We start from the raw sequence: 13632 nt of genomic DNA on the forward strand, positions 1-13632 counted from the left end.
ATTTGAATCAAATTGGCCTCTAGCGCTTATGGATAAAGCGCTATAAGCTATTTATTTAATAGCATTTTCAAGACTGAGAGGCCAGCGGCAGATTGAGCAGCAGGTTCTGCGGCTTGATGCGCACTACACCCTCTGCGTTAGTCGCAAGCCCCAGGTACACCAGCTTGCCCGCCACATCGGCCCGCATCTCGGCCGGGTTGGCAAAGGTCAGCGTGAACAGGCTCACCAGCCGCGCCATGCGCTCGGCATCCACCGGCCGGTCCTGGTACAGGTCGTTGAGGATGGCGGTGGATTCCACATCCAGCCCCACATGCCAACGCCACGCGCTGTCGGTGATCTGGTGCACGGGTTCGATCTGCACCTGCACGCCCAGCAGGTGCGCCACCCAGCGCTCCAGCACGCGCGCCAGTGCCTTGAGGCCCGAGCGGGCGCTGGTCATCTTGAAGGTCAGGCCATGGCTCAGGTCCTGCTTCAGCTCGTGGGTCAGGTCCAGCAAAAAGTGATGTCGCTCGCTGCCTTGCCAATACTGCAGGGCGTTGTCCACACCGAGCACCTGCATATCGATGTGCTGCTGCAACGCACCGCTTTCCAGCAAAAGGCGCCCGATGTCGCCCAGGCCCGCCGTCTCATTGAGCATGTCCAGCGTGGCGCGATCGCCCGCGAGCATCTGACTCTCGTGGAGGGTGATGCGCTGAGGGCGGAACAGCATCTCGGCCGCCCGGGCTTCGAAGGCGTCGTTGCATTCATCGAGCAAGTTGCGCAGCAGCGCCTGCACCACGGCGTCGATGAACACTGCTGGCACGTTGACCGCCCCGCTGCGCATGAGCTGCAGGTAATAAGCCTCCAATGTGCCCGCAGCCAGGAGCCCATCGCGAAATCGCAGGAACACGGCGTAGTTTTCGCGCGCGTCGTCATCCTCCAGCGCCGCCAGCTCCTGCAACGCCACGGGCCGCAATGGCGATGTGGCCAGAGACTGGTGCAGGGCCATCTCGGCGGCGCACGATTCGGGCACCAAAGCAAGTTCGGGCCTTGCCAATACCCACTGAAAGTAGGCTTCAGTAGGCACCAGCCAGCCGCGCGCGTCGCGCGCGAGCATGAGAAAACCACAGTGGGGCCAGAAATCCGAGGGCGAGGTCATGCTGCTAAACCTCCAGCTGGTGCCAGTACGCAGGTAAAAAAAGTGTTCATCAGGTGGAGCGCAATCCCGGGATGGCACATCCTCGGGTCAGATCATTGATCGCAAATACGGACAAGAACGACATTGTGCCGATGCGCAAGCAAACCGACTGCACATGCACCCTGGAAGGAAGCGTTGCAAGGCACTCTCTGCCGACGGCAAAAAGCGAAAATCGTCAGCGGGCATGCCAGAGTGCGGGACACACGCGGCGCGGGCGCAGCTCACGTTTGCGCTAAGCCCTTTGGCAATGCAGCGCTTTCGCGCGCGCCCTCGGAGCGCAAACCAGCACCTGGCCCACACTGCGTGATGCCAGCAGTCGAAAGTGAAACGACTCTTGCCCTGCACGACGGACGGTGTTTGAGTCCGCGCAGGCATACGTCGAATCTTTATGACTCAAGTTCGAACCCGTGCTGGCGCGGCCTGCGCGCAACCGTTGCACGGCGCCACACCCGCAGAACAAGCCGAACAGCGCGTGCCAGAGCCCCATCGAGGGCCGTGCGCCAATCCTTTGCCACTGACGAGACGACCACCGGGCCAGCGCCATCCGTACGCAGCTCGATCTGGCAGCGCTTATCAATCCCTCCACGGGGACCGTTCACGTCTACCAGCTTTACATCGACACGGGGCACCAGCGCACTCAGGCGCCGAAGCACAAAACGCACCCGGCGCTCGACGACCTCGCGCATCACGGCTGCTTCAGGATGGCGGGACTTGAAAAGTATCTGCATCAGCGTTCTCCTTGGTTGGAGCGTGCACGATAGCCAGCATCCTCAGACGGGAACAGCAGCTTTTTCCTGAAAACCATCTCTGCAAAGCCTGCTGCATGAAACGCTTTACCACCCAAAATATTTCGGTTTATCCGATGCAAGCGTCATAGAAAACCTGCTTCTTGCACTGCCGGTCTGGTTGCACATTCGAGGCTGTATCAACCACCAGGAGGCGCTTCGTGAAGCCGTCAAACCGTGCCCACTCACTACTCACCCTATTGCGCACCACCGCCCTGCGGCTGCTCTGGCAATGGTCGCAATGGCGAAGGGCATCGCGTGCTCCGGCGCTGATTCCCATTCGAATCGACTCAGTACGCCGCGAACGCCCGGGGGGCCGTCGCCGCTAGCAGGGCCGATGCCGCCACGCTGGCGTCTCACGCCCCTGCAGCCCCCCGGGGCAGGACCCGTCATTGCAACCACCAACACGCCCCTAAGGAATAACCATGCATAGCTACCCCAAAAACAGCCCCGAAGCAGCAGCCCGGGTCATTGCCCTGCTGTTGATATCGGATGGACACGTCAGCCGCTCGGAGATGGATGCCCTTTACGGACTGGACATCGAGCGCGAACTCGGCCTTGACCCCGGGGCCTTCGCAAGGGTACTGCGCACTTTGTGCGAAGACCTGCTGATGGGCACGCACGAGCGCCGCGTCCTCACTGGCAGCGTCAACGCGGAAACGCTCTCAGCGCTGTTGAACGATGTGTCCAATCCTGAACTGCAGGACATGGTGCTGCACTTTGCCAGTACGGCTGTTGCTGCAGACCACCACGTAGCGGCGGCAGAGGCATGGATCATGGAAGCAGCACTAGCGCAGTGGCGTTTGGGCAAAGCGCCAACCACACAGAACGCCACAGAACGGGCGCTCACGATGTGAACGGCGGCAAGCCAGCCGACGCCGTGATCGCCACGCGACCTCAGACAGTGACCATGCAGGGCCCGTGCGCACACTACACAGCATCCGCCCTGTGCGAAGCGGCCAGTATTTGGCGTACCAGCGGGTGATGCTGGCCGCGGCGCGACCAAATGGCATGCACTTCCTCGCTGATGTCGGGGCAGTCACCCAAAAGGCGTAGCCCTCGCACCAGCCCTACGTCCTGGGCGCCCAATTGGCTGACCGGGAACGCCCCGAGCCCGCGGGCCGAAAACACCGCCAGCAGCGCGCTGTCTTCAAACTCACCTACTACCCGGGGCCTCACGCCGATTTCCTGAAACCAAGTATCCAGCGTGGATCGCAGCGGCGAATGGGCTGTGGGCAACAGCACCGGCAAATCCTGCAGCGACTGCGGAAAACGGTCGCGCACAGACTTTTTGACCAGCGAAGCCGGTCCATACCACTGCAGCGCGGAGCGGGCTATACGTTCACTGGAGAGCCGCTGGTTTGGATTGCGGGGCGCAGCCTGCCCGGCCAGCACCACATCCAGCTGGTGCAATGCCAACTCGGACAGCAGTTCATCAAACTCCCCCTCGTGGCACACCAGGCGAAGATGCGGCGTGGCAAGCACCGGCTCCAGCAGCGCATGCGCCGCCAGCTTGGAGATGCCGTCAGACAAACCCACAGACAGTCGTGCGACCTGGGCACTGGCTGCCTCACGCACCTCATCGACAATGCACTGACCCAGCTGGAATATTTCTTCGGCCCGTCCATATGCCGCCTGGCCCGCCTCGGTGAGCGCCACACCGCGGCCCGATGGCTTGAGCAGTTGGTGACCCAGGGACTTTTCGAGATCCCGCACCTGCGCGCTGATGGTCTGCACGGCCATCTCCAGGCGGTCTGCGGCACGGGCAAAGCCACCCTCCTTCGCAACCATCCAGAAATAGTAGAGATGGCGGTAGTTCAACATGCAGCCCCCAGTTCGGTAAAACCGAATGGTAGGTTCGACTGGAACTGGTGTCTATCGCGATTGGCCTTGACCATACTTGGCACTTGCGATTTTGAAAGGACGACATTCGATGTTTTATGCAATCAGCTGGTTTCTCTCGTTCACGCTTATGGCCCTGTGGTCTTTGGCATGCTGGGGCATGTATACAGTAGCTGCATGGGCAGTCTCAAGCGCAGGCGTTCTGACCGGTGGCACCCACGCCATAGGCACGATATTCATACCCGAATGGCTCCGTGGTTGGATACCGCCCGAACTTGCGCGAGAGTTCGAGGCCTTGATCGCCCCCGCAGAACCAATGATCGCGGCAGCAATCGAAACAGTCCCCGCCCTGTCCGGAGCCGTCAGGGTAGTGGGATGGGCCATCTGGGGCCTGGGCGCCATGACCCTCGTCGCCATGGCGATCGGAGCCCATGCCCTGATCTCTCTACTCAAGCGCCGCGGGGTCAGCGCCGGCACATCCCGCGCCGCCTTCTTGCGATGAAGCCCGCATGAGCCCCGAGCGCACTGCACCGCGACCGTGGCCCAGTCGCCCCAGGCCCGTTGTGCAGCGACACGCTTCACGCGTGCGCAGTCGCATTTTTTTCCCGTTCCGGCACGATAGATTCACCACCATGGACGCATTCGTTGCGTTCCTGCTCACAGACCTCGTTGGCACACCGGCCTGAATGTGGCTGGTGTTTATCGGCATCGTCATCGCCTTGCTGACGTTCGATCTAGGCGTGTTGCACAAGGACGACCACGAGATCAGCGTGCGAAAGAACCTTCTTCTGTCGACGGGGAAAAATCACTGCGGCGCTGCTCTTCGGTGCCTGGGTGTTGTGGTATCTGGGCGCACAAAGCGGTATGGCTTACTTCACCAGGTTCCTGATCGAAAAGTCGCTGTCGATGGACAACGTGTTCGTCATCGCGCTGAATTTTCACGTTCTTTGCCATTCCCAGACACAACCAGCACCGTGTGCTTTTCTGGGGCGTTCTGGGCGTGATCGCTCTGTGCGCCACACTGGTGAGCCAATTCAGCTGGGTACGTTACATATTGGGCATTTTCTTGGTCTTTACCGGCATCAAGATGTGGGTGATTGCGGACCATGTGCCGGACATTGGGAACAACCCGATCCTCAAGTTACTCAAACGGCACCTGCGCGTGACCAAGGGATTGCGCGGCAATGCCAACGCCCAACCAAATCAACGACTTAGTTGGGCGTGCGCCACTTTTTCGCAAGTTAAAAGTTTATATAAATCAACAACTTACGTTAGAGTTTTCATTCCCACTCACTAAACAATAGCCCACGTAAGCTATTGATTTCAATAGGAGTATTTATCTTCATAGATTCCGATACCATCAAAAATACCAGCATCATGACAAGCTTGGCGTAGTGCGCATCGCACTATCTCGATGCACCGTGCCGCCATCCGCTAGTCTCAGCGTATGAAATGCCGCGACAGGCACGCAACTACGCAACCTCTCCTCGTCGCTGTAGATGAACGATTTCAGAAGGGATCACCGTCAAGACCGCTGCGATGCATCGACTGGCGTTATCAAGATTTTTGACTTGCTCATTCAACATCTCAAATGACTTAAGACCGTGGAAGAGATTGTTTCGTAGCCGGTAGACGATGATCATCAACGCAAGCATCTCGTCCTCTGGCGGTGCGAGATCTGCGGAAAGGACAGACTCCACAAAGTCACGTCGGTCACCATTCCGAAAATTCAGGCTTAAAAACCGATCGCCGAATCCGTGTGGCGTGCGATAGCGAAAACGCCAAAAGGTGATGCAGTCTTTTAGCGATTGCGCAACGTCCCCAGGAATAGTGTCTGGCTGACACCTGTTCACCACTCTCTCAAATGCGGCAACAGACGCCCGGTTCTCACACAGCGCACTTTCAAAGAGGTTCCACATCGTGGTGAAGCTCGATACCGCCGCTTCGGCCTCAGCACTGATGCGAGTCCCTCCGTAGGTATTGCTTGCAATCCACTCAGCTGCGCTGAAGACAGGCGTCGATTTCATGGTGTTGTTTCATAAGGGCGCACGAAGCGCTTGTTGTAGGGGGACGTGAGAAAAATGATGGTATCTAGAAGCCAGCCAAGTCGCTGATTTCAATACCATCAAATCCCATGTAAACCCTTGTCAGACAACACCGATCTAGAAATACTGGGTTGACGCCGTTGCTAACGAATGATGGTATCGGCTGATACATTGAACGATGAACCAACCTAATACCATCAAAAACACCATCAATGATGGTATCAAATACGGCGCCAGTTATTGTTTTACCTTTATAAATCAATAACTTACAAAAATTCCCTCACTCCCACTCAATCGTCGCTGGCGGCTTGCTGCTCACGTCGTAGGTCACGCGGTTGATGCCGCGCACTTCATTGATAATGCGGCCCGACACCTTCTTGAGCAGCGCGTAGGGCAGCTCAGCCCAGTCGGCAGTCATGAAGTCGCTGGTCTGCACGGCGCGCAGGGCCACCACGTAGTCGTACGTGCGGCCATCGCCCATCACGCCCACGCTCTTGACGGGCAGAAACACTGTGAACGCCTGGCTGGTGAGGTCGTACCAGGTCTTGCCGGTGGCTTCGTCCACAAAGTTGCGCAGTTCTTCGATGAAGATCGCGTCGGCGCGGCGCAGCAGGTCGGCGTATTCCTTCTTCACCTCGCCCAGGATGCGCACGCCCAGGCCGGGGCCTGGGAACGGGTGGCGGTAGACCATCTCCGGCGGCAGGCCCAGGGCCACGCCGAGTTCGCGCACTTCGTCCTTAAACAGGTCGCGCAGGGGCTCCAACAATTTCAGACCCAGCTGCTCGGGCAGGCCGCCGACGTTGTGGTGGCTCTTGATGGTGACGGCCTTCTTGCTCTTGGCACCGCCAGATTCGATGACGTCGGGGTAGATGGTGCCTTGGGCCAGGAAGGTCGCTCCCTTTGCGCCATTGCCTGCCGCCTTGAGCTTCGCAGCCTCGGCCTTGAACACATCGACAAACAGGCCGCCGATGATCTTGCGCTTTTGCTCAGGGTCGCTGACGCCAGCCAGCTTGCCCAGGAAAAGGTCGCTAGCGTCCACGCGAATGACCTTGGCGTGCAGTTTGCCGACGAACATGTCCATGACCATGTCGCCTTCGTTCAGGCGCAGCAGGCCGTGGTCCACAAACACGCAGGTGAGCTGGTCGCCGATGGCGCGGTGGATCAGCGCGGCAGCCACGGACGAATCCACGCCGCCGGACAGACCCAGAATCACTTCTTCGTCGCCCACCTGCTGGCGGATCTGCTCCACCGCCTCGGCAATGTGGTCGCGCATCACCCAGTCAGGCGAGGTGCCGCAAATGCCGAGTACAAAGCGCTCTAGCAGTGCCTTGCCTTGCACGGTGTGCGTGACTTCAGGGTGGAATTGCACGGCGTAGAAGCGCCGTGCCTCGTCGGCCATGCCGGCGATGGGGCAGCTGTCAGTGCTGGCCATGAGCTTGAAGCCTGGGGGCAGCTCGGTGACCTTGTCGCCGTGGCTCATCCAGACGTTGAGCATGCCGTGGCCTTCGGGGGTGGTGAAGTCGGCAATGTCTTTCAGCAGCGCGGTGTGGCCGCGTGCGCGCACCGCGGCAAAGCCGAACTCGCGCTTGTGGCCGGTTTCGACCTTGCCACCGAGCTGCTGCGCCATGGTCTGCATGCCGTAGCAGATGCCGAGCACCGGCAGGCCCAGATCGAACACGGCCTGGGGGGCGCGGTCGGTCGTGTCTTCGGTCACGCTGGCGTGGCTGCCCGACAGGATGATGCCCTTGAGGGATCCGTCCTTGGCGTAGTCACGCACCCACTCGTCGGTCACGTCGCAGGGGTGCACCTCGCAGTACACGTTGGCTTCGCGCACGCGGCGGGCGATGAGCTGGGTGACTTGCGAACCGAAGTCGAGAATGAGGATTTTCTGGTGTTGCATGGTGGGCGACAGGAAAAAAGACAAAGGCCCGAACACCGTTGCGTGGGTTCGGGCCTGGAGGGCTGTGGCGTCAGTCAGCGCGGTAGTTCGGCGCTTCTTTGGTGATCTGCACGTCGTGCACGTGGCTTTCGCGAATACCGGCGGTGGTGATCTCGACGAACTCGGCCTTGTTGTTCATGTCCTCGATCGTGGCGCAACCGCAGTAGCCCATGGCGGCGCGCACGCCGCCCGCCATCTGGAACACGATGGAAACCATCGAACCCTTGTAGGGCACGCGGCCTTCAATGCCCTCGGGCACCAGCTTGTCGGCATTGGGGTTGCCGGTGCTCGATTCCTGGAAATAGCGGTCGGCGCTGCCTTGCTGCATGGCGCCGATGCTGCCCATGCCGCGATAGCTTTTATAGCTGCGGCCCTGGAACAAGATCACTTCGCCGGGCGCTTCTTCGGTGCCTGCGAACATGCCGCCCATCATGATGGTGCTGGCACCTGCGGCCAAGGCCTTGGCGATGTCACCGCTGAAACGAACGCCGCCGTCGGCGATCAGCGGCACGCCCGTGCCTCGCAGTGCCGTGGCCACGTTGTCGATGGCCATGATCTGCGGCACGCCCACGCCCGCCACGATGCGGGTGGTGCATATCGAACCGGGGCCAATGCCCACCTTGACAGCGTCGGCACCAGCCTCGACCAGCGCCAGCGCGGCTGCGCCGGTGGCGATATTGCCGCCAATCACGTCGACTTGCGGGTAGTTCTGCTTGACCCAGCGCACGCGCTCGATCACGCCCTTGCTATGGCCGTGGGCCGTGTCCACCACGATGGCATCGACACCGGCCTTGACCAGCGCTTCCACGCGCTCTTCGGTGCCCTCGCCCACGCCCACCGCAGCGCCCACGCGCAGGCGGCCCGAGGCATCACGCGCGGCGTTGGGAAAGCTGGTCTGCTTGGTGATGTCCTTGACTGTGATCAGGCCCTTGAGTTCAAAGGCATCGTTGACCACCATGATGCGCTCAAGTTTGTGCTTGTTCAGCAGTGCCTTGGCTTCGGCCGGCGTGGTGCCGTCCTTCTCGTTGACGGTGATGAGCTTCTCGCGCGGCGTCATGATCTGGTGGACCTTGACGTCGTAGCGTGTTTCAAAGCGCAGATCGCGGCTGGTGACGATACCCACCACTTTGCCCCCATCGCACACCGGGAAACCCGAAATACCCAATTGCTCCGACAACTCCAGCACCTGGAGCACGGTGTGCTCAGGGGTGATGACGACCGGGTCGCGCACCACGCCAGATTCGTAGCGCTTGACCTTGGCCACATGAGCAGCCTGTTCTTGCGGTGTGAGGTTTTTGTGCACGATGCCGATGCCGCCCTCCTGGGCGATGGCGATGGCCAGCCGTGCCTCTGTGACGGTGTCCATGGCAGCGGACACCAGCGGCAGATTCAACTGGATGTTGCGGGAGAGTTTCGTCGCGAGGGACGTGTCCTTGGGCAGGACCTGGGAGTACGCTGGCACCAGCAACACATCGTCGAAGGTGAGCGCTTTTCCAAGAAGGCGCATGAGAAAGCTCCAAAAAACGGATTGTACCCGCGCGGGCTGTGGCAAAAACGCAGCCATCCAAAGCAAGTGCACTGGCGGCTCCCCAGACGCACGGCTAAACTTGTCGCCATGAAAATGCACAAGTTTTTGCTGCTGGCCTTGGCCTGCACGTGGTCGCTGGGCGCATCAGCCCAATGGCAATGGATCGACAAGGATGGCCGCAAGGTGTTCAGCGATCGCGCGCCACCGCTGGATATTCCGGAAAAGAGCATCCTGAAACAGCCCGGCGGCAACCTGGGAGCGAGCGCTGCTGCGAAACCAGTTCAGCCGGCTGACTCCTCAGAGCCCGCCGCCGCAGCTGCACCACCCACCCCCAAACTGCCAGCCAGCACCGCTGGCAGCGGCAAGGACAAAGAACTCGAAGAGAAAAAAGCGCAGGCAGAGGCCGCAGAGGCTGCCAAGAAAAAAGCCGAAGACGAAAAGATTGCCAAAGCCAAGGCAGACAACTGCACCCGCGCGCGCCAGGCCAAGGCCACTTTTGAATCTGGCCGACTCATAACGCACTCCAATGCCAAGGGCGAGCGGGTGTTTCTGGACGATGCCACCCGCGCGGCAGAATCCAAGCGCATCGACGGCATCATTGCAACAGATTGCGCACGGTAATTTTGGGGTAACGGCGCTTGCGTCGCCCCCTCCGCCATCCGGCTGGAGCGCCCTTCAGTAGCCTGATTTACCGCCGGGGCGCTGCCGGGCAAACAGGCCGGTGGTGCGAGCGCCTTGGCGCGCAAAGCGTTCGCGGCGGGCCACCTTGGGGTCGACTTTCAGGGCCCGATACACCTCAACCCGGTCTCCCTGCGCAAGGCTGCTATTCATAGCCACCTGGCGCCCCCATAGGCCTACAGCGGCACCCTTTCCATCTTCAGGCGGCTGCAACCCAGCGTCGCAGGCCGTCAAGGCATCGGCCACCGTGGCCCCTTCAGGCAGTTGCAACGTGTACTCTGCAGTGCTGCCCGGCCCCACACAGATCACCACTGTGATGTGAAGCAGCTGCCCGCCGTCACCCATAGACCTGCTCCGCGCGCTTGACAAACGCGTCCACCATGCTGGCGGCAATGCGGTCAAAAACAGGGCCAACTAAGGCCGCCAGCGCCGCGCTGTCAAACCCGTAGTTCAGCAACAGTTCGACCTTGCAGGCGCGCTGGCTGCCATCTGCAACGGGGTGAAAATGCCAATCCCCCTCCAGCTGTGAAAACGGCCCCTTGACCAGGTGCATCTGCACCCGCCGACCCGCCTCATGGATGTTGCGGGTGACGAACGTCTGCCGCAATCCCGCAATCGAGATGCCCACCTCGGCGGTCATGCCGGCATCGTTGCGCTCCAGCACGGCCGAACGGTCGCACCAGGGCAGAAACTCGGGATATTGCTCAACCCCCGTCACGAGGGCAAACATTTCTTCGGGGGTGTACCAGATGAGGACGGATTTGTGGACGGTTTTCATGCAGACGCAGCTTTGGCACGACTGGCACATTGAATCGGCCAGGGCACCCAGAGGAAATTAGAATCACTCTTGCGAGACCCAACCATTGTAGGGAGGCCTTTTATCTCCCGGTTTGCGCCGCATCTACATCTCATGGCCAAAAAACCCGATCCCACGTCCCGCATTGCCGACAACAAGAAGGCGGCCTTCAACTACTTCTTCGAAGAGCGCCACGAGGCCGGCATGGTGCTGTATGGCTGGGAAGTCAAAGCGCTGCGCGAGGGCAAAGTCCAGCTGACCGATGGGTATGTGCTCATCCGCGAGGGTGAACTGTATCTGCTCGGTTGCCTGATCAACCCCCTCAAAACCGCGTCCACCCACGTCAACCCCGAGGCAGCGCGGACCAAGAAACTGCTGCTCAAAAAGGACGACATCAAACACCTGATCGTCAAGGTGGAGCAAAAAGGCTACACCCTGGTGCCGCTGAACCTGCACTGGAAGAACGGCTATGTGAAATGCGAGATAGCGCTAGCCAAGGGCAAGGCCGAGCATGACAAACGCGACACCATCAAGGACCGTGAAGGCAAGCGCGAGGTCGAGCGGGCGATGAAAAGCCGCAACCGGTGAGCATCCCCATGTGGAGCTGCGCGCCGCTCCACTTCTATTGCAAAGCTGCGCTTTGCGGGAAGAGGGACGCCACCCGTGCAGCGGGGCGGCACCTGCACGGCGGCTTGGGTGTGTGAACAGCGCCCTGGTCAAGCGCCACCGGCAGGGGAAGCACTCTTTTCAGATGTCGCACTGCCCTTGAAGGGCACAGAGGGTAACCATCGTCTTCGACCCTGCATTGCGCGCTGACGTGCTGGAAGCGCTGGTGGGGCCTTTGATCAACACAAATGGGCCAGCGGGTGCGCGTGCGCCGGCCAGGGGCTGACGAAGAACGGTGCCACCATCTCGGGTGTCACGTCTTCAATGCGCGCGGGGTTCCACTTTGGCGCATGGTCCTTGTCCACGGCGAGGGCACGGATGCCTTCCACCGTCTCGCTCTGGCCGGCGCGCAAAAAAAAGCAGTGACGCACCATGTCGCGCTCCATGCGCAAATCGTCGGCCAGGCCCATGCTGCGGGCGCGGCGCACCTGCTCCAGCACCACATGCAGCATCAGCGGCGAGCGCTTGCGCAGCGTGGCAGCCGTGGCACGGGCCCAGTCGGTATCGGCCGCTTCGAGCTGGCCCACGATCTCGCGCACGGAGGTCAACGAGAAATATTGATCAATAGTGCCTCTAGCGCTTGATGCACTTGCGCTAACAGCTATTAATTTAGAAGCAACATAGTCCTTCACCGCTGCGCCATCGGCAAAGTGCCCCGATCCCAGGTTCTCCCACACCATGGCCTGCTGCTCCACGGGCAGGCAGCCATCGGCCAGACCAAACGCTACCGCATCGCCAGCACCGATGGTGTCGCCCGTCAAAGCCAGCCACTCACCGACACGGCCAGGGCAGCGGCTCAGAAAGTAGCCACCACCCACGTCAGGGAACAGGCCGATCGCCGTCTCGGGCATAGCCATCTTGGTGCGCTCGGTCACCACCCGCAGGGCCGCGCCCTGGCTGATGCCCATGCCGCCACCCATGACGATGCCGTCCATGAACGCGATGTAGGGCTTGCCGTAGTTGTGGATCAGGTGATTGAGCGCGTATTCCTCGGTGAAGAAGTCTTCGAGCAGCGGATTGCCCTGGCTGCCTGCCTGGTGCAGAAAGCGGATGTCACCGCCCGCGCAAAAGGCCCCGAACGGACCTTCCTTGTTGCTGCCACGAATCGCCACGGCCAGCACCCGTGCATCGTCTTTCCAGGCGAGCAGGATGCCCATGAGGTCCCGCACCATGCCCAGAGACAGCGCATTGAGCGCCCTGGGGCGATTCAAGGTAATGAAACCCACCTGACCTCGCACCTCGCTGAGCACTTCGCTCGGCACCTCGCCCGACACTTGCACTTTCATCTCCGTCATTTTTGTTCCTTCCAACCTAAAAATTCGTTAAGTACCAACGCACCAATCACCAGCAGGCCACCAGTCAACACGGCCGGGCCCGGGCGCTCGCCCGCGCCACCCCATGCCAGCAAAATGCCAAAGATAACCTCCAGCAGACCCAGCAAAGCCATTTCTGGGGCCTTGAGCACTCGCCCGCAGCGTACCGCCAGAACGCACGGAATGGCCAGCTGAAATAGTCCCAGCAACGCCAGCAGCAGGATATCGTGGCCCGTCGCCTGCAGCGGCAACGCCAATGGCAAGGTGGCCAGCGCTGATAGCACGGCACCCACCAGGACAGCCGGCACCAGATCCACCGCATGGCCGTGCTGCTGCGAGGATTGCACCACGGTCCAGTTTGCGGCAGCGGCCACCGGAATGCACAGGGCCACCAGCGTGCCCGCCAGCGGCAAGCCAGCCATCTGGGAGCCATACATCCACGCCATGCCCGCGCCGGCAATTCCAATGGCAATCCATGTACGCGGGGCAACCCGGTGTCCGATGAAGATGCGCGCAAAGAGGGCCGTAAGCAATGGACCAGCCGCCATGGTGACCAGCACATTGGCCACCGGCATGAGCATCATGGCCAGCATGAAGGTGGTAAACATCACGCTCCAGCACAAGCCAGAGAGCCAGAGGGCGCTACCACCGCGGCGCATGGCCGAAAACACGCCAAGGCCCTGAAAGACAGGCAGTATCACCAGCAGCGAAGCGACGGTGAAAAAGCTGCGCCAGAAGGTCACTTCAAAGCTGCGCGCATGCTCAAGATGGCGCGTCACCACCCCGGCAATGGACCACAGCAACGTAACGACCAGCATCAATGCGACGGCGCGGGAATGCGTGAGTTTCATGGGAGGGAGTCG

The 13632-nt window shown here is 60.7% G+C and carries 14 protein-coding genes and 1 pseudogene; 5 read left to right on the forward strand and 10 right to left on the reverse strand.

Annotated elements, in window-relative coordinates; all coding sequences use genetic code 11:
* Positions 1-67: 67 nt before the first annotated feature.
* Positions 68-1138, reverse strand: a complete 1071-nt coding sequence (locus tag B7Y64_RS11615; RefSeq protein ID WP_291324551.1) for a DUF6352 family protein — start codon at positions 1136-1138, stop codon at positions 68-70.
* 425 nt (positions 1139-1563) lie between these two features.
* On the reverse strand, positions 1564-1905 hold the full coding sequence (locus B7Y64_RS11620; protein ID WP_111864264.1) for an HPF/RaiA family ribosome-associated protein: 342 nt from the start codon (positions 1903-1905) through the stop codon (positions 1564-1566).
* 482 nt (positions 1906-2387) lie between these two features.
* Between B7Y64_RS11620 and B7Y64_RS11625 the strand changes: the two genes are divergently transcribed.
* Positions 2388-2819, forward strand: a complete 432-nt coding sequence (locus B7Y64_RS11625; RefSeq protein ID WP_111864266.1) for a TerB family tellurite resistance protein — start codon at positions 2388-2390, stop codon at positions 2817-2819.
* Between the two features lie 73 nt (positions 2820-2892).
* Here the strand turns inward: B7Y64_RS11625 and B7Y64_RS11630 are convergent, their stop codons facing one another.
* The gene (locus tag B7Y64_RS11630; RefSeq protein ID WP_291324550.1) at positions 2893-3786 is read right to left on the reverse strand and encodes a LysR family transcriptional regulator; all 894 of its coding nucleotides are present in this window, start codon (positions 3784-3786) and stop codon (positions 2893-2895) included.
* Positions 3787-3895: 109 nt separating this feature from the next.
* Between B7Y64_RS11630 and B7Y64_RS11635 the strand changes: the two genes are divergently transcribed.
* Positions 3896-4306: a hypothetical protein gene (locus B7Y64_RS11635; RefSeq protein WP_291328946.1), complete on the forward strand. Its 411-nt coding sequence runs from the start codon at positions 3896-3898 to the stop codon at positions 4304-4306.
* A gap of 184 nt (positions 4307-4490) precedes the next feature.
* Positions 4491-4993, forward strand: a pseudogene (locus tag B7Y64_RS11640) (TerC family protein); the annotation flags it as partial.
* Positions 4994-5276: 283 nt separating this feature from the next.
* Here the strand turns inward: B7Y64_RS11640 and B7Y64_RS11645 are convergent.
* From B7Y64_RS11645 to guaB, 3 genes are all read right to left on the reverse strand, one after another.
* Complete coding sequence (locus B7Y64_RS11645; RefSeq protein WP_291324548.1) at positions 5277-5831, reverse strand: hypothetical protein; 555 nt, start codon at positions 5829-5831, stop codon at positions 5277-5279.
* Positions 5832-6129: 298 nt separating this feature from the next.
* Positions 6130-7749 carry a glutamine-hydrolyzing GMP synthase gene (gene guaA / locus B7Y64_RS11650; RefSeq protein WP_291324547.1) on the reverse strand — a complete coding sequence of 540 codons (1620 nt, stop codon included), beginning with the start codon at positions 7747-7749 and terminating at the stop codon, positions 6130-6132.
* Between the two features lie 70 nt (positions 7750-7819).
* Entirely contained in the window at positions 7820-9295 is a 1476-nt protein-coding gene (guaB, locus tag B7Y64_RS11655) for an IMP dehydrogenase (protein WP_024814850.1), read from the reverse strand.
* Between the two features lie 108 nt (positions 9296-9403).
* Between guaB and B7Y64_RS11660 the strand changes: the two genes are divergently transcribed.
* Positions 9404-9937, forward strand: coding sequence for a DUF4124 domain-containing protein (locus B7Y64_RS11660; protein ID WP_291324546.1), 534 nt, complete (start codon positions 9404-9406; stop codon positions 9935-9937).
* A gap of 54 nt (positions 9938-9991) precedes the next feature.
* Here the strand turns inward: B7Y64_RS11660 and B7Y64_RS11665 are convergent, their stop codons facing one another.
* Together B7Y64_RS11665 and B7Y64_RS11670 are read right to left on the reverse strand one after the other, a co-directional pair.
* Entirely contained in the window at positions 9992-10339 is a 348-nt protein-coding gene (locus B7Y64_RS11665) for an RnfH family protein (RefSeq protein ID WP_291324545.1), read from the reverse strand.
* The gene (locus B7Y64_RS11670; protein ID WP_024814847.1) at positions 10332-10772 is read right to left on the reverse strand and encodes a type II toxin-antitoxin system RatA family toxin; all 441 of its coding nucleotides are present in this window, start codon (positions 10770-10772) and stop codon (positions 10332-10334) included. Before B7Y64_RS11670 ends, B7Y64_RS11665 begins: the two co-directional genes overlap by 8 nt.
* Positions 10773-10904: 132 nt before the next feature.
* On the opposite strand from B7Y64_RS11670, the gene smpB reads away from it, so the two are divergent.
* Positions 10905-11378: an SsrA-binding protein SmpB gene (gene smpB / locus B7Y64_RS11675; RefSeq protein WP_024814846.1), complete on the forward strand. Its 474-nt coding sequence runs from the start codon at positions 10905-10907 to the stop codon at positions 11376-11378.
* Between the two features lie 257 nt (positions 11379-11635).
* Here the strand turns inward: smpB and B7Y64_RS11680 are convergent, their stop codons facing one another.
* Together B7Y64_RS11680 and B7Y64_RS11685 are read right to left on the reverse strand one after the other, a co-directional pair.
* Complete coding sequence (locus tag B7Y64_RS11680; RefSeq protein ID WP_291324544.1) at positions 11636-12751, reverse strand: enoyl-CoA hydratase/isomerase family protein; 1116 nt, start codon at positions 12749-12751, stop codon at positions 11636-11638.
* On the reverse strand, positions 12748-13620 hold the full coding sequence (locus tag B7Y64_RS11685; protein ID WP_291324543.1) for a DMT family transporter: 873 nt from the start codon (positions 13618-13620) through the stop codon (positions 12748-12750). The genes B7Y64_RS11680 and B7Y64_RS11685 overlap by 4 nt, the downstream gene beginning before the upstream one ends.
* Positions 13621-13632: the final 12 nt, after the last annotated feature.

The organism is Acidovorax sp. 35-64-16 (assembly GCF_002281195.1).
Taxonomy (GTDB): domain Bacteria; phylum Pseudomonadota; class Gammaproteobacteria; order Burkholderiales; family Burkholderiaceae_C; genus Acidovorax; species Acidovorax defluvii.